Genomic DNA, 16,095 nt, shown 5'->3' on the forward strand with positions numbered 1-16,095 from the left:
CCAGCTTCCGGGCAGGCTGCGGGTAACAAAAGAGAGTACGACTATGTATCACCTTCGTGTACCGCAAACAGCAGAAGAGTTAGAGAGCTACTACCAGTTCCGCTGGGAGATGCTGCGTAAGCCGCTGCATCAGCCTAAGGGATCGGAACGTGACGCCTGGGATGCGATGGCGCATCATCAGATGGTAGTGGATGAAGAGGGCAACCTGGTTGCCGTCGGCCGGCTATATATCAATGCGGAGAATGAAGCCTCCATCCGCTTTATGGCTGTGCATCCCTCGGTGCAGGATAAAGGGCTGGGTACGCTGATGGCGATGACCCTGGAGTCCGTCGCGCGTCAGGAAGGGGTTAAGCGGGTTACCTGCAGCGCGCGCGAAGATGCGGTGGAATTTTTCGCCAAGCTCGGATTTGTCAATCAGGGTGAGATCACCACCCCGACCACCACGCCGATCCGTCATTTTCTGATGATCAAACCGGTCGCGTCGCTGGACGATATTTTGCACCGCGGCGACTGGTGCGCACAGCTCCAGCAGGCGTGGTATCAGCATATTCCGCTGAGTGAAAAAATGGGCGTACGTATTCAGCAGTACACCGGGCAGAAATTTATTACCACCATGCCGGAGGCGGGGAACCAGAATCCGCACCATACGCTGTTCGCCGGCAGCCTGTTTTCGCTCGCTACCTTAACCGGATGGGGGCTTATCTGGCTGATGCTGCGCGAGCGGCACCTGGGAGGCACCATTATTCTGGCGGATGCGCATATCCGCTACAGCCAGCCTATTAGCGGCCGCCCCAGCGCCATCGCCGACCTCGGTTCTCTGAGCGGCGATCTCGACCGACTGGCGCGCGGGCGTAAAGCCCGCGTGCAAATGCAGGTGGAGCTTTTTGGCGACGATAAACAGGGCGCCGTTTTCGAGGGGATCTACATCGTGCTGCCGGCGAAGCCCTTTGGCTCGTACGAAGAGGGCGGCAACGAGGAAGAGTAAGCGTCTGCGGCAGTTATCGTCCTGGCGATGCCACACGCCAGGCGATATCCCGCATGGCATCACGCGCGGCGTTGCTGACGCCTCCCAGCTGAAAGAAGCCGTGGATCACCCCCAGATAGCGCTGACAGGAACTCTCCACCCCTTGCTCCGTCAGCCTTCGGTACAGCACTTCGCCCTCATCACGTAAAGGATCGAACTCCGCCGTCAGGATGTGGACCGGTGGCAGACCGTGAAAATCTTCGCGCCACAGCGGACTGGCATCCGGATGGGTAGCGGGTGTGGCCGCTAAATACATTTCGTAGCCGCTAAGCAGCGTGTCTCGGGTAATGATGTAATCCTCGCCGTTGCTGGCGTAGCTTGCCATGCTGGCGGTAGCGTCGAGCATCGGGTAAATCAGGATAAGCTGTGCAGGCTGCCATGTTCCCGCCGCTTTCAGGCGCAGAGCCGTGACCAGGGCGAGATGCCCGCCGGCGCTGTCGCCGGCCAGGGTGATGCGCGAAGCATCCACGCCAAGCTGTTTTGCGTGCCGGTGGATAATCATGGCACCTCGTTCTGCATCATCGTGCGCCGCCGGAAAAGGGTACTCCGGGGCCAGACGATACTGCACGGCGATCACCCGGCACCCACTGAACCAGGCAAGCTGGCGCAATTGATTGTCATGGGTGGCAAAGCCGCCGCTGACAAAACAGCCGCCGTGGTAGTAGATAAGCGTGGGTAGCAGGCCGTCGGCAGTGGGCGGTGAAACGACGCGGAAGTGCATACCCTCCAGGGTGATATCCTCCACCCGCACTCGCGTTTCCGTCTCCCCGGCGAGTACCGCACTGGCGATATAGCCGGCCCTCCGATCATCAATATGCTGATCGCGTGATGACGGACGACCTGCCGCAATAAATGCCTCAACCAGCGAAGCAATCCCTTTTTCCAGCGCCATATGAAGTTCCTTATACTGTTTTAATATCCAGTGTTATAGCCTGGATTATGGCGAAAAGACAGGCCTGTTGAGGTCGCCTGTGCATTATGGAAAGCGGCTCGCAAAAAAGAGTTTACCTGACAAAATCCTGTTTGTTTCCGATTCCAAAAGCTCTAGATTGCTCATAACTTCATCACTGGTGATATACTTGAGGTATATATGAGCATGATGGCTGAAAGGGATATGGGCAGAATTCTTCTCGATTTATCAGACGATGTCATTCAACGTCTCGATGACCTCAAAGTGCAGCGTAACATTCCGCGAGCGGAACTGTTACGTGAAGCGGTTGAACAATATCTGGAGAAACAAGATCGAGCTAAAGATACCATCTCCAGTGCGCTGGGTCTGTGGCAAGACTGCGAAGAAGACGGCATGGAATATCAACGTCAGCTACGCAAGGAGTGGTAATGACCTCCGGATCTGCGCTTTTTGATACCAATATTCTTATTGATTTATTTAGCGGGCGTCGCGAAGCCAAACAGGCGCTGGAGGCCTGGCCACCGCAGAATGCGATCAGTCTGATTACCTGGATGGAGGTGATGGTTGGCGCTAAAAAATATCACCAGGAGCAGCGCACGCGAATGGCGCTGAGCACCTTTAATATCATTAACATCTCACAGGATATTGCAGAGCGAAGCGTTGCGCTGCGGCAGGAGTATAAGCTTAAGCTGCCGGATGCCATCATTCTGGCGACGGCGCAACTCCATCGTCTGGAACTAATTACGCGGAATACGAAGGATTTTGCCGGTATTCCTGGCGTAGTCACGCCGTACGAAATCCACCCTGAATAATTCGAGTGACAGGAGGACGACAAGTGAGCGATAAACTCGTCTGAAACGAATATCTCCAGCCAAAGGTTGGCCTCTGATAACGGTCAGTGACGCGTGTGAATAATCCCTGCGCACGTTCGTGTCACAAGAAGGAAAACGGGCGACAAGAGCCGCCCGAAATCATACTGCAGAACTTACTCCCCTTCGCCGGGGAACATGAACGGGTTAATTGAGCTTCTGGCGAAGCCCTCCTGTTCCATGCGGGCGTCGAGCACCAGGGAGGCCAAATCGTCGGCGACGGCTTCGACTTTCGGATCCTTTTCCTGATACATAATCTTCAGGTAGGTTCCGCAGTCGCCGCAGCTTTCGGCTTTCACCGCCGCCTGCTCGTTGTCCAGCGACCAGTAGTGCAGGTCGCGGCTCTGCTCGCAGTTGCTGCACTTGACGCGTACTACGTGCCACTCAGTTTCGCACAGGTTGCAGTGCAGATAGCGCAGCCCCTGAGTGGTGCCGATTTGCACGATGCTGGAGACCGGCATCGAGCCGCACACCGGGCAGAACTGGCGCTGTTCGCCGTATTCGGCGCGCGCTTTTCCTGGGATCAGACTGGCCATCTGCGCCCAGTAGAGCGACAGCGCAGCCCAGATAAACGGCGCTTTGTCGCTACTGACGGAGGCGAAATCGGAAACAAACAGCGCGCTGGCCATCTGCTCCAGCTCCTGCTCAGAGGCTTTTTCCAGATTCTCAATGACCGCCAGCGCCGGGCCGCTCATCTCCGGCTTCAGCTCGGCAATCAGCGAGTGCAACAGCTTGTGCCAGTGCTTGTCGCGCGGCAGGACGTGGATATCCAGCGGCGGCTTGCCCTGTTCGCTGGCCGCTTTAATGCGGGCGGTGAGATCCATCTGCAGCGGATGGTCGTACAGCACTACTTCCTGGGCATGGGCAATCAGCGCGGCAAAGCGCAGGTAATCGCCTAGCGGGTTATTAGCGGCCAGCTCGCGCAAGCGTTCAGCGCGGCGGTTATACAGATTTTTCAGCCTGGGGAACAGTAACGGCGGAATTGCTTCCGCCGTGCGTTTCTCGCTCGAACCCAGCTCGTCTTGCGGGATTATGCGAATACTCATTCAGATGACTTTTCCTGTTTCTGGCGGACCTCTCGGTACCAGCGCGGGTGATGTTTCTTCGCCCACGTTTTGGTAACCCAGCCTTCCACCATCGCGGTAATGGTGCCTTTCACCCAGAGGGCGGCGTAGATATGCACCATGATAACCACAATTAACGCCACTGCGGCAAATGAATGCAGCATCAGCGCAAATCGGATCACCGGGATTGAGAAAGCCGGCGCAAAATACGGACGCCAGATGATCACACCGCTCACCAGCAGCAGTACCAGGAAGATAATCGCCGCCCAGAATACGCATTTCTGGCCGAAGTTATAGCGCCCGGTATCGCCCACCTCCTCGTTGACGACGATCTTACGAATATTCTTCGCCCAAAAGATATCATCCCGATTGATTAGGTTGTGATGCCAGTAACGGAAAAACATGATGATAAACGACGCGAACATCACTACCCCGACGAACGGGTGGAGAATTCGCGCCAGCTGCGGCGTGCCGAGGATATGCATCAGCCAGTTAAAGGACGGGAAGAAAAAGCCTAACCCGCTCACCGCCGCCAGGACGAAGCAGAAGGCGGTGACCCAGTGGTTGATGCGTTCCGGCGCCGTGTAGCGCACGATGGTGTCACGTCTTTTCATTTGCGCACCTCGTCTTTCTCTTCATGCAGATTGTCCTCTTCCTCTTCCGCGCGGTTCGGACCGACGCCGACGTAGTGGAAGATACTGGCTGCGAAGGTCGCGGCGAAGCCGACGGCCGCCAGCGGTTTCCAGATGCCTTTCCAGAACTTGACGGTCTGGCTGATCTCCGGGTTTTCCGGCAGGCCGTGGTACAGATTCGGCTTGTCGGCATGGTGCAGCACGTACATGACGTGGGTGCCACCGACGCCGGCCGGATCGTACAGGCCCGCATTGTCATAACCGCGGGTTTTCAGCTCAGCCACGCGTTCGCCGGCCAGCGTTTTCATATCCTCTTTGGAGCCAAAGTGGATTGCGCCGGTCGGGCAGGTTTTCACACAGGCTGGTTCCTGGCCGACGGTCACGCGGTCTACGCACAGGGTACATTTGTAGACGCGGTTGTCTTCCGGGTTCAGACGCGGTACATCGAACGGACAGCCGGCGATACAGTAGCCGCAGCCGATGCACTGCTCGGACTGGAAGTCGACAATACCGTTGGCGTACTGAATGATCGCGCCTTCTGACGGGCAGGCCTTCAGGCAGCCCGGGTCCGCGCAGTGCATGCAGCCATCCTTGCGGATGAGCCATTCCAGCTTGTCGTTTTGTTCCACCTCCGAGAAGCGCATGACCGTCCATGACTTGGCGGTCAGGTCCGCCGGGTTGTCATACACCCCGACATTGTGACCGACTTCATCACGAATATCGTTCCATTCGGAGCAGGCCACCTGACAGGCTTTGCAGCCGATACAGGTGGTGACGTCGATAAGCTTCGCCACCTCCTGCTGGTGGTCCCGCGCCTGAGGCGCGGGGGTGAAACCGTTAGTCGCGGAACGACGAATAATATCTTGCGATTGGTAAGCCATAAGTCGTCTCCGTTACACCTTTTCCACGTTCACAAGGAAAGCTTTGAACTCCGGCGTCTGCGTATTCGCATCACCGACGAACGGCGTCAGGGTATTGGCAATAAAGCCTTTTTTCGCCACGCCCTCATAGCCCCAGTGAATAGGAATGCCGATGGTATCGATATCCTTACCGTCAACTTTCAGCGTGCGAATACGTTTGGTCACCACCGCCTTGGCTTTGATATAGCCGCGGTTGGAGGAAACTTTCACGGTATCGCCGTGGCCGATGCCGAGCTTATTCGCCAGTTTTTCCCCGATCTCCACGAACTGTTCCGGCTGGGCGATGGCGTTAAGTAGCGCATGCTTGGTCCAGTAGTGGAAGTGCTCGGTTAGACGGTAAGTGGTGCCGACGTACGGGAACTTCTCGGCCTTACCCATCTGCTCGAGATCGCCTTTGAAGACGCGAGCGGCCGGGTTAGAGACCACGTTCGGGTGCAGCGGGTTGGTTCCGAGCGGCGTTTCAAACGGCTCGTAGTGTTCCGGGAAAGGTCCTTCCGCCATCTTGTCGATAGCGAACAGACGGCCCATCCCTTCCGGCTGCATGATAAACGGACCGACGTCGCTGCCAGGCGCGGCGGCGCTGTAGTCCGGAATATCCACGCCGCCCCATTTGGCGCCGTCCCATTTCAGCAACTGACGCTTCGGATCCCACGGTTTACCCTGCGGGTCCGCGGAGGCGCGGTTATACAGGATGCGGCGGTTGAGCGGCCAGGCCCAGGCCCAGCCCAGGGTATTGCCGAGACCGGATGGATCGGCGTTATCGCGGCGCGCCATCTGGTTACCTTCCGGCGTCCAGCTCCCGGCGAAGATCCAGCAGCCGCTGGAGGTGGTGCCATCATCTCGCAGCTGCGCAAAGGAGCTCAGCTGTTGGCCTTTCTTGACGATCACCGCGCCGGTTGCCGGGTCGGTGATATCCGCCAGCGCTTTACCGTTGCTTTCCATCGCCACTTCTTCCGATGCCGGCTCGTGTGGCGTGGAGTAGTTCCACGTCATGTTGAGCACCGGCTCCGGCGCCGGGCCACCCTCTTCGGCATACATCTTACGCAGGCGAGTGAAGATACCGGCGAGAATTTCACCATCGGTGACGGCGATCCCCGGGGCGTCCGCGCCTTTCCAGTGCCACTGCAGCCAGCGGCCGGAGTTGACGATAGACCCATTCTCTTCGGCGAAGCAGGTGGAGGGCAGACGGAACACTTCGGTCTGGATTTTCGCCGGATCGACATCGTTCGACTCACCATGGTTTTGCCAGAAGGTGGACGTTTCGGTATTGAGCGGGTCGATAGTCACGAGGAACTTCAGCTTCGACAGGGAAGCGACGACCTTGTTTTTATTCGGGAACGAGGCGACCGGGTTAAAGCCCTGGCAAATATAGCCATTCACTTTGCCCTGATTCATCATCTCGAAGTACTGCAGAACGTCGTAGCTCTTATCCCACTTCGGCAGCCAGTCATAGCCCCAGCTGTTTTCCGCGGTGGCTTTGTCGCCGAAGAAGGCTTTCATCATGGAGACGAAGAACTTCGGATAGTTGCCCCAGTAGTTGACCTGGTCTTTCAGCAGCGGCTTCGGCGTGTTAGCCGTCAGGTAGGTCTGCAGGTCGGCCTGTTTTTCGTTCGGCAGCGACATGTAGCCTGGCAGGCTGGTGGAGAGCAGGCCGAGGTCGGTCAGGCCCTGGATATTGGAGTGGCCGCGCAGGGCGTTGACGCCGCCGCCCGCCATCCCCATGTTACCGAGCAGCAGCTGGATCATCGCCATGGTGCGGATATTCTGCGCACCGATGGAGTGCTGGGTCCAGCCGAGAGCGTACAGGAACGATGCGGTCTTATCCGGCGCGCTGGTTTCAGCAATGTATTCACAGACTTTGAGGAAGTCGGCCTTCGGCGTACCGCAGATGTTTTCGACCACATCCGGGGTATAACGGGAAACATGCTGCTTCAGCAGGTTCCAGACGCAGCGCGGATGTTGCAGCGTAGTATCGCGTTTGGCGAAGCCGTTTTCGTCCAGCTCATAGTTCCAGCTGGTTTTGTCGTACTGACGTTTTTCTGCGTTATAGCCGCTGAACAGCCCGTCGTCGAAGCTATAGTCCTCACGCACGATCAGGCTGGCGTTGGTGTAGGCTTCGGTGTATTCACGGTTGAATTTTTCGTTATTCAGCAGATACAGGATCACGCCCGACAGGAAGGTAATGTCGGTACCGGAACGAATCGGGGTATAGAAATCAGCCACCGACGCCGTACGCGTAAAGCGCGGATCGATAACGATGAGCTTGGCGCCGTTATGAATTTTGGCTTCCATCGCCCAGCGGAACCCCACCGGATGCGCTTCTGCGGCGTTACCGCCCATCACTACGACCAGGTTGGCGTTTTTAATATCAACCCAGTGGTTGGTCATCGCACCGCGACCAAATGTTGGAGCAAGACTTGCTACCGTTGGTCCGTGTCAGACACGCGCCTGGTTATCCACCGCCAGCATCCCGAGGGCGCGGGTGAATTTTTGCGTTAAATAGCCGGTTTCGTTACTGGAGGCGGAGGCGCACAGCATCCCGGTCGTCAACCAGCGGTTGACGGTGGTGCCGGCGTCGTTTTGCGCGATAAAGTTGGCGTCGCGGTCCTCTTTCATCAGCTTGGCGATGCGATCGAACGCTTCGTCCCAACTGATTTGCTGCCATTTATCGGAGCCTGGCGCGCGATATTCCGGGAATTTCAGGCGGCTTTCAGAATGGATAAAGTCCACCAGACCAGCCCCTTTCGGACAGAGCGCACCACGGTTGACCGGATGATCCGGATCGCCTTCGATATGGAAAATGGATGCTTTGGCGTTTTTCGCGCCGTCGCCGAGGCTATACATCAACAGCCCACAGCCGACAGAACAGTATGTGCAGGTGTTACGGGTTTCGCGCGTGCGCAGCAATTTGTACTGCCGTGTCTCCGCGAGCGCAGTTGCCGGGGCAAAGCCCAGCGCTGCTGCCGTGGTTCCCGCCATACCGCCAGCGCAGATCTTAAAGAACTGCCTTCTGCTGACCTGCATGGTTCGCTCCTTGTTTCGACATTGTCACATGTAGTTATTTGCTTTGCGGTGAAGGCCGCAAAGGTTCAGAATTAGGGCAAATTTCCCTCATTCCTGAAGGGATAAAAACAGAATACCACATTGTGTGTATGCCTGTTCCAATACGGTTAAAGCAAAGTGAACAAGAAGCCTCTCGAACAAATCAAAAATGTGACGAATGTCACAGGATATCGCCAGGTCTCTCTCTGGAAACGCGAGGATCTGCAACACCCTCAGCCAGATGAGTTAGCGGAAGAGGTGCCCGTTGCGCTGGTCTACAACGGTATCTCCCACGTGGTGATGATGGCCTCCCCGAAAGATCTGGAGCAATTCGCCGTCGGCTTCTCCTTATCCGAAGGGATTATCGAGCACCGGCGGGAGATTTTCGGCATGGACGTGGTAGCGGTGTGCAACGGCCTTGAGGTGCAGATTGAGCTCTCCAGCCGGCGTTTTATGGGCCTCAAAGCCCGGCGTCGCGCGCTGGCCGGGCGCACCGGCTGCGGCGTATGCGGCGTCGAGCAGCTCAATGATATTGGTAAGCCGGTCCAGCCGCTGCCGTTCACTCAGTCGTTCGATTTAGCCAATCTCGATCAGGCCCTGGCGCATCTTAACGACTTTCAACCGGTTGGCCGGCTCACCGGCTGTACTCACGCGGCCGCGTGGGTCCGGTTGACGGGCGAACTGGCGGGGGGGTTTGAAGACGTTGGCCGGCATGTCGCCCTGGATAAATTGCTGGGCCGGCGGGCGGAAGTCGGCGAGGGGTGGCAGCATGGCGCCGCGCTGGTCTCCAGCCGCGCCAGCTATGAAATGGTGCAGAAGGCCGCGATGTGCGGCGTCGAGATCCTGTTCGCGGTCTCGGCGGCCACCACCTTAGCAGTGGAAGTTGCCGAGCGCTGCAATCTGACGCTGGTGGGCTTTTGCAAGCCGGGCAGGGCGACAGTTTACACCCATCCGCAGCGTTTAATTGCGGGTTAAATATTGGTCAATAAATTTGAACAATGACAGCAAATCCTTCCGCTTTTTGTTTAGCGATGTGCGGGCTACTATTTAACACATCAAGGCACAGCGCCTTATCTAAACAACTAAATGAAAGGGTTTATATCATGAAAAGCATCAAAACTTTTGTCGCAGTAATCGCTATGGCCGCCTCTTTCGCTTCCTTCGCTGCTGAAACCGTGACCGCAACCGCCTCCACAATGGACGGCGCGGAAGCGAAAATCGCCGCACAGGCGCAGGCTGCCGGCGCTTCGTCTTACAAAATCACCGAAGCGTTTACCGGCAACCGCGTGCATATGACTGCCGAACTGAACAAATAAGCGTATAGCAACTGTCGAAAGAGCGCCTCAGGGCGCTTTTTTAGTTTATACCCGTCAGGCGCAGCAGCGCGGTCACCACGGCGGCGGCGATAATCACGCCGATCAGCGGGACCTTGCGCCAGGCGAGGAACACAGCGAAAGCAACGCCCAGAACGCGCGCCATACCGGCGAAATGTGCGCCCTCATAGAAAGTGGTGGCAAGGGCGACGGAAAAAAGCAGCACCGTCGCCGCATCGGAAAGCAGCGCCTGCGAGCGCTCGGAAAATGCCAGCCGATTGCCGAGCTTCGCGCCGCCGAGGCGCATCAGATAGGTTCCCAGCGACAGGATGGCGATACCGGCGATAAACAGCGTCATATTGCCCATTATTTTTTCCTCGACAGTAAACCGAACAGCGAAAGCAGCACCGGCAGCCCGGTGGGCACAAACGGTACGGCGGCAAGCGCCAGCGCGGCGCCGCTGGCGGCGCGGATCAGCGTAGTGCGGTTTTTAAAGGCCGGGATCACCAGCGCCAGCAGGATCGCCGGGAAGACCGCATCGAGCCCGATGGTTTCCGGCGCTGGCAGCAGTTTGCCGACGGCCGCGCCGGTTAGCGTACCGAGGGGCCAGATCAGCGCGACGCCAGCGCCGCACAGCCAGTAGGCCGCTTTGCGCTGCGCGGGGGTGGGCTGCGACAAGCCAAAGACCACGCTCTCGTCGTTCATAATGTGGCACCCGATAAAGCTTAAGGCGCGCCGACCAACCAGTTCGCGTACGGTCACCCCGAACGGGATATGACGCGCATTGACTAACAGGCCGGCGGCGGCGGCGGCCAGCGGACTACCGCCGCTGGCGACAATGCCGATAAACATGAATTCAGAAGCGCCTGCCAGCACGGACACCGAAAGCAAGAGTGGCACCCATAAAGGGAAGCCGTAAGCCACCGCCAGCGACCCATAGGACATGCCCACCACCCCGACGGCAAGGCAGACCAAAACAATCGCTTTTATCGTGTCTCCGCTGAGACTGGAGAGAGTTTGTTTCATATCACTTAGCCATATCGAACGAATTTCCATTATAATGAACACATAATAATCGTTTTTCAAGGCGAACGAATTGTTCGATATAAAAAACAAGGGGCGGGTATGACACAGCCAATCAGCGTTATCGCCAAAAGTCTGGTGCGGGAGCGGGCGCGGACCGGGCTTTCGCTGGCGGAAGTCGCGCGTCGGGCGGGTATCGCAAAATCCACGCTATCGCAACTGGAGTCCGGCAACGGCAACCCGAGTCTGGAAACGCTGTGGTCGCTCTGCGTAGCGCTGGATATTCCATTTGCCAGGCTGCTTGAGCCGCAGGTGAACAAAACGCAGGTGATCCGCCGCGGCGAGGGGACCAAAGTGGTGGCAGAGCAGGCGAACTATCAGGCCATTTTGCTGGCCGCCTGTCCGCCCGGCGCGCGTCGGGACATCTATTTGCTGCTCACCCAGCCCGGCGCCGACCGCATTTCGCATCCGCATCCGCCAGGCTCGGTGGAACATATTATCGTCACCCAGGGGAGGGCGCGGGTAGGGCTGACGTCGGCGCCGGAAGAGCTCGGCGAGGGCGACTATATCTGCTACCCGGCGGATCAGGAGCATGTTTTTCAGGCGCTGGAGCCGGATACGCAGGCCCTGCTGATCGCTGAGCAAAACTGACATCGCGTCGGCGGGGGACGCGCGCTCGCTGGACGTCATAGCGATATTGCGGGAAACTAGCTTTCCTATGCGAAAACAGGGATTTTTATGTCGCTGAAAGCCATTGCCAAACAACTTGGGATTTCCGTCACGACCGTCAGCCGGGCGTTGAACGGCTACGACGATGTGTCGCAGGAGACCCGCGCCCGGGTTGAGGCTGAAGCGCAGCGCCGGGGCTATCGCCCCAACACTTTCGCCCGCCGTCTGAAAATGGGCACCATCGATGCCGTTGGTCTCGTCTTTCCTGTCCGCCCCGCGCCGCTCAACAATAACGTTTTTCTCGAGATGGTCGGGGAGATCAGCCATGAGCTGGCGCGCCATGACATTGATTTGTTGCTGATCGCCGATGATGAGCAGGCGGATAAACATGGCTATATGCGCATGGTGCAGGGCCGTCGCGTCGATGCATTAATCGTGGCCCATACTCTGGATGACGATCCGCGGCTGGCGCAGCTGCAGGCCTCCGGCTTTCCGTTTCTGGCGCTCGGCCGTAGCCGCCTGGCGCAGCCCTACGCCTGGTTTGATTTCGATAACTATGCCGGCACCTGCCGCGCCACCCGCCATCTGATTCAACAGGGCCACCAGCGTATCGCTCTGCTGGGCGAGAACAACAATCAGGCGTTTATTTTGCAACGGCGTAACGGCTACCTCGATGCCCTGCGCGAGGCGGGGTTATCCGATGCATGGCTGCGTAGCGTGCCGGCGACGCGCCGCGGCGGCTATCAGGCCACGCTGGAGCTGCTGCGTCTGCCTGAGCCGCCTACCGCGATTATCACCGACTGCAACACCCATGGCGATGGCGCCGCGATGGCGCTCGCCCACCTGGGGCGTTTAACCGGCGACAACCGCGTCGCCCTGGTGGTGTACGACGGGTTGCCGCAGGACAGCATCATTGAGACCGATGTCGCCGCGGTGATCCAGTCCACGCGCCAGGGCGTGGGACGGCAGATTGCCGATATGGTGCGCCGCTTAATCGCCGGGGAGGATCTCGCCACGCTGCAGGTGCTATGGCAGCCGGAATTTATCCCGGGTGAAACCGCCTGATCTTACCCCTTTTTAACCCGTAATTCTGAAGCCGATCACGGATCCGAAACGTTTTGGTTGGCATCCGAAACGTTTCGGATCAACAGTAAGACATTCCTTGTGATGGAGATGTCTGATGTCTGATTCGCTGATTCACCTGCAAAGCGCCGGTGCCGATATTGTAATTAAAAGCCGCCCTTTCGCCGAAATTGTCTACTGGGGACCGCATTTAAGCCACTTTTCGCCGCAGGATGCCGACAGCCTGACGCGCCCGGTCGCCAACGGTAGACTGGATGTCGATTCGCCAGTGACCTTAATGGCGGAGCTGGGCCATGGTCTGTTTGGCGCGCCGGGCATTGAAGGCCATCGTCAGGGGCTGGATGCCTCTCCGCTGTTCACCACCAGCGAAGTGCGGCACGAGGGCCAGACGCTGACCCTGGTCAGCGAAGATCCGCAGGCCGGCCTGCGCCTGCAGAGCGAGATCGCGTTGGATGCCAGCGGCGTGCTGAGCGTGCGCCATGGCGTGACCAATCTGCGCGCCAGCCCATGGCAGGTGGATCGCCTGGCGGTCACGCTGCCGGTCGCCGAACGCGCTCGCGAGGTGATGGCTTTCCATGGCCGCTGGATCCGCGAGTTTCAGCCTCACCGCCTGACGCTTGAGCACGACAGCTTTGTGCTGGAGAACCGCCGCGGGCGCACCTCTCACGAACATTTCCCGGCCCTGATCACCGGCAGCCGCGCCTTTAGCGAGATGCAGGGTGAAGTCTGGGGCGTGCATCTGGCCTGGAGCGGTAACCATCGCCTGCGGGCGGAGGTGAAAACCGATGGCCGTCGCTATCTGCAGGCCGAGGCGCTCTATCTGCCGGGCGAAATGGCGCTGGCGGAAGGGGAAACCTTGTGGACGCCGTACCTGTATGCCAGCTACTCGGCGAATGGGCTGAACGGCATGAGCCAGCAGTTCCATCGTTATCTGCGCGAACGGATTATTCGTTTCCCGGGCAACAAACCGCGCCCGGTGCATCTCAACACCTGGGAGGGGATCTATTTCGACCACGACCCGGACTACATCATGCGTATGGCCGACGAAGCGGCGGCCCTGGGCGTCGAGCGCTTTATTATCGATGACGGCTGGTTTAAAGGGCGCAACGACGACTGGGCGGCGCTTGGCGACTGGTATCTCGATGAGAAAAAATACCCCTACGGCCTGACGCCGGTTATCGATCACGTGAAGTCTCTGGGTATGGAATTCGGTATCTGGGTGGAGCCGGAAATGATTAACCCGGATTCCGATCTGTACCGGGCGCACCCGGACTGGGTGCTGGCGCTGCCGGGCTATACCCCGCTGACCGGCCGCCATCAGTTTGTCCTGAACCTCAACATTCCCGAAGCGTTTGATTATCTGCTGGAGCGGATGAGCTGGCTGCTGGGCGAGCATGCGGTGGACTACGTGAAGTGGGATATGAACCGCGAGCTGGTGCAGCCTGGGCATCAGGGACGCGCCGCTGCGGACGCGCAAACGCGCCAGTTTTACCGCCTGCTGGATACGCTGGTGGCCCGTTTCCCGCACATTGAATTTGAATCCTGCTCCTCCGGCGGCGGACGGATCGATTATGAAGTCCTCAAACGCAGCCATCGCTTCTGGGCGTCTGACAACAATGACGCCCTTGAGCGCAACACCATCCAGCGCGGCATGAGCTACTTCTTTCCACCCGAGGTAATGGGCGCGCATATTGGCAATCGCCACTGTCATGCCACCTTCCGCCAGCATAGTATCGCCTTCCGCGGCCTGACGGCGCTGTTCGGTCATATGGGCCTTGAGCTGGATCCGGTGAGCGCCGATGAAGAAGAGCGCGCCGGATACCGAAAATATGCGGCCCTGCATAAACAGTGGCGCGACGTGATCCATCACGGCGTGCAGTGGCGAATAGATATGCCGGACGCCACCACCCTTGCCCATGGCGTCGTCAGCCCGGATAAAGCGCAGGCGATCTTCCTCGTTAGCCAGCTGGCGATGCCGGACTACACCCTGATGGCGCCCCTGCGCCTGGCGGGCCTGGAGGCGAGCGCCCGCTATCAGGTGACGCTCCTCGATCATCCGAACATTCAGATCACCGGTGAGGGCGGCCACACCATGCGTAAGCTGCCGGCATGGATGACGACGCCGCAGACGGTGAGCGGAGAGTGGCTGCAGCAGGCGGGGCTGGCGCTACCCATCCTCGACCCGGAAAGCGCCATTCTGATTGGTCTGCAACGCGTGTGATGGTATCGGGCCGCGCTGCGGCCCTTCTTGAGGAAAATATAATGAACCCGACCGTCTGTACCCACAAAAACAACCCCAACTTCTGGATTTTCGGGCTGTTCTTCTTTCTCTACTTCTTCATCATGGCCACCTGCTTTCCGTTTCTGCCGATCTGGCTGTCGGACGTCATCGGCCTGAATAAAACCGAAACCGGCCTCGTTTTCTCCAGCCTGTCGCTGTTCGCCATCTGTTTCCAGCCGATCCTCGGAGTGATCTCTGACAAGCTGGGGCTGAAAAAACACCTGATGTGGATCGTGACCGTTCTGCTGGTGCTGATTGCTCCCTTCTTCCTTTATGTTTTCGCTCCGCTGCTGAAAACCAATATCTGGCTCGGGGCGCTGAGCGGCGGCGCCTATATCGGCTTTGTATTCTCCGCAGGCGCCGGCGCGATGGAGGCCTATATCGAACGGGTAAGCCGCAACAGCGGGTTTGAATACGGCAAGGCGCGCACCTTTGGCTGCCTGGGATGGGCGCTGTGCGCGACCACCGCCGGAATGCTGTTCAGCATTAATCCCGAATGGGTGTTCTGGATGGGGTCGGCCGCCGCGCTGCTGCTGGTGGTGCTGGTGGCCATCGCCAAACCGCAGGCCAGTCAGTCCGCGCAGGTAATGGACTCGCTCGGCGCCAATCGCCCGGCGATCGATTTAAAAACGGCGGTGCGCATGTTCCGCCAGCGTAAGATGTGGATGTTTATTCTGTATGTTATCGGCGTGGCCTGCGTGTATGACGTTTTCGATCAGCAGTTCGCCACCTTCTTCAAATCGTTCTTCGCGACCCCGGAAGCGGGCACCCGCGCCTTTGGTTTCGCCACCACCGCGGGAGAAATATGTAACGCCATCATTATGTTCAGCTCGCCGTGGATTATTAACCGTATCGGAGCGAAGAATACCCTGCTGATCGCCGGGATGGTGATGGCGGCAAGAATGATTGGCTCTTCCTTCGCCACCACCGCCGCGGAAGTCGTAGCGTTGAAAATGCTCCATGCGCTGGAGGTGCCGTTCCTGCTGGTGGGCGCCTTTAAATACATCACCGGCGTGTTTGACGTCCGGCTGTCGGCGACCATTTACCTGGTGGGCTTCCAGTTCGCCAAGCAGGTGGCAGCGATCTTCCTCTCCGCCTTCGCCGGCAATATGTACGATCGGATCGGTTTCCAGGAGACCTATATGATCCTCGGTGGTATTGCTCTGACGGTTACCTTAATATCCGCGTTTACGTTAGCGGGTAAGACGAAAACCGAGCCGCTGCGCGATAATGCAATGACCGTTTAATCGACCGGCCTCCCGTCT

At 58.4% G+C, this 16,095-nt stretch carries 16 protein-coding genes; 9 read left to right on the top strand and 7 right to left on the bottom strand.

What is annotated here, in order from left to right:
• Positions 1 to 43 precede the first annotated feature (43 nt).
• Positions 44 to 985, top strand: coding sequence for a fatty acid biosynthesis protein FabY (fabY, locus tag KHQ23_RS08740; protein WP_004178031.1), 942 nt, complete (start codon positions 44 to 46; stop codon positions 983 to 985).
• Positions 986 to 998: 13 nt separating this feature from the next.
• Here fabY and KHQ23_RS08745 read toward each other — a convergent pair whose 3' ends face one another.
• Entirely contained in the window at positions 999 to 1,916 is a 918-nt protein-coding gene (locus KHQ23_RS08745; protein ID WP_032422045.1) for an alpha/beta hydrolase, read from the bottom strand.
• Between the two features lie 204 nt (positions 1,917 to 2,120).
• On the opposite strand from KHQ23_RS08745, the gene KHQ23_RS08750 reads away from it, so the two are divergent.
• Together KHQ23_RS08750 and KHQ23_RS08755 are read left to right on the top strand one after the other, a co-directional pair.
• Positions 2,121 to 2,363 carry a CopG family transcriptional regulator gene (locus KHQ23_RS08750; RefSeq protein WP_004150355.1) on the top strand — a complete coding sequence of 81 codons (243 nt, stop codon included), beginning with the start codon at positions 2,121 to 2,123 and terminating at the stop codon, positions 2,361 to 2,363.
• Positions 2,363 to 2,746 carry a type II toxin-antitoxin system VapC family toxin gene (locus tag KHQ23_RS08755; protein ID WP_002882817.1) on the top strand — a complete coding sequence of 128 codons (384 nt, stop codon included), beginning with the start codon at positions 2,363 to 2,365 and terminating at the stop codon, positions 2,744 to 2,746. The genes KHQ23_RS08750 and KHQ23_RS08755 overlap by 1 nt, the downstream gene beginning before the upstream one ends.
• 173 nt (positions 2,747 to 2,919) lie before the next feature.
• Here KHQ23_RS08755 and fdhE read toward each other — a convergent pair whose 3' ends face one another.
• From fdhE to fdnG, 4 genes are read right to left on the bottom strand one after another with little or no spacing between them, the layout of a single operon-like run.
• Positions 2,920 to 3,849 (bottom strand): formate dehydrogenase accessory protein FdhE, encoded by a 930-nt coding sequence (gene fdhE / locus KHQ23_RS08760; RefSeq protein ID WP_004150358.1) that lies wholly within the window; start codon positions 3,847 to 3,849, stop codon positions 2,920 to 2,922.
• Entirely contained in the window at positions 3,846 to 4,481 is a 636-nt protein-coding gene (fdoI, locus tag KHQ23_RS08765) for a formate dehydrogenase cytochrome b556 subunit (RefSeq protein WP_002882818.1), read from the bottom strand. The genes fdhE and fdoI overlap by 4 nt, the downstream gene beginning before the upstream one ends.
• Positions 4,478 to 5,380, bottom strand: a complete 903-nt coding sequence (gene fdxH / locus KHQ23_RS08770; RefSeq protein WP_002882822.1) for a formate dehydrogenase subunit beta — start codon at positions 5,378 to 5,380, stop codon at positions 4,478 to 4,480. Before fdxH ends, fdoI begins: the two co-directional genes overlap by 4 nt.
• Positions 5,381 to 5,392: 12 nt before the next feature.
• Positions 5,393 to 8,443 (bottom strand): formate dehydrogenase-N subunit alpha, encoded by a 3,051-nt coding sequence (gene fdnG, locus KHQ23_RS08775; protein WP_085921749.1) that lies wholly within the window; start codon positions 8,441 to 8,443, stop codon positions 5,393 to 5,395.
• 156 nt (positions 8,444 to 8,599) lie between these two features.
• Here fdnG and fdhD point away from each other — a divergent pair, with 156 nt between their 5' ends.
• Both fdhD and KHQ23_RS08785 read left to right on the top strand, forming a co-directional pair.
• Entirely contained in the window at positions 8,600 to 9,436 is an 837-nt protein-coding gene (gene fdhD / locus KHQ23_RS08780) for a formate dehydrogenase accessory sulfurtransferase FdhD (protein WP_002882828.1), read from the top strand.
• A 128-nt stretch (positions 9,437 to 9,564) separates the two neighbouring features.
• Positions 9,565 to 9,777: a YdgH/BhsA/McbA-like domain containing protein gene (locus KHQ23_RS08785; RefSeq protein WP_002882830.1), complete on the top strand. Its 213-nt coding sequence runs from the start codon at positions 9,565 to 9,567 to the stop codon at positions 9,775 to 9,777.
• Between the two features lie 40 nt (positions 9,778 to 9,817).
• Here KHQ23_RS08785 and KHQ23_RS08790 read toward each other — a convergent pair whose 3' ends face one another.
• On the bottom strand, positions 9,818 to 10,141 hold the full coding sequence (locus KHQ23_RS08790) for an AzlD domain-containing protein (RefSeq protein ID WP_025368579.1): 324 nt from the start codon (positions 10,139 to 10,141) through the stop codon (positions 9,818 to 9,820).
• Positions 10,141 to 10,800 carry an AzlC family ABC transporter permease gene (locus KHQ23_RS08795; RefSeq protein WP_004195589.1) on the bottom strand — a complete coding sequence of 220 codons (660 nt, stop codon included), beginning with the start codon at positions 10,798 to 10,800 and terminating at the stop codon, positions 10,141 to 10,143. Before KHQ23_RS08795 ends, KHQ23_RS08790 begins: the two co-directional genes overlap by 1 nt.
• Before the next feature lie 99 nt (positions 10,801 to 10,899).
• On the opposite strand from KHQ23_RS08795, the gene KHQ23_RS08800 reads away from it, so the two are divergent.
• The 4 genes from KHQ23_RS08800 (at position 10,900) to KHQ23_RS08815 (ending at position 16,077) form a co-directional block, all read left to right on the top strand.
• Positions 10,900 to 11,448: a helix-turn-helix domain-containing protein gene (locus tag KHQ23_RS08800; protein WP_002882865.1), complete on the top strand. Its 549-nt coding sequence runs from the start codon at positions 10,900 to 10,902 to the stop codon at positions 11,446 to 11,448.
• An 87-nt stretch (positions 11,449 to 11,535) separates the two neighbouring features.
• Positions 11,536 to 12,531, top strand: coding sequence for a substrate-binding domain-containing protein (locus KHQ23_RS08805; protein WP_002882866.1), 996 nt, complete (start codon positions 11,536 to 11,538; stop codon positions 12,529 to 12,531).
• A gap of 115 nt (positions 12,532 to 12,646) precedes the next feature.
• Entirely contained in the window at positions 12,647 to 14,770 is a 2,124-nt protein-coding gene (locus KHQ23_RS08810; protein WP_025368578.1) for an alpha-galactosidase, read from the top strand.
• Positions 14,771 to 14,811: 41 nt separating this feature from the next.
• Positions 14,812 to 16,077 (top strand): MFS transporter, encoded by a 1,266-nt coding sequence (locus tag KHQ23_RS08815; protein WP_004178015.1) that lies wholly within the window; start codon positions 14,812 to 14,814, stop codon positions 16,075 to 16,077.
• The last annotated feature ends 18 nt before the right edge of the window (positions 16,078 to 16,095 follow it).

This window comes from Klebsiella sp. 64 (assembly GCF_018223915.1).
Taxonomy (GTDB): domain Bacteria; phylum Pseudomonadota; class Gammaproteobacteria; order Enterobacterales; family Enterobacteriaceae; genus Klebsiella; species Klebsiella pneumoniae.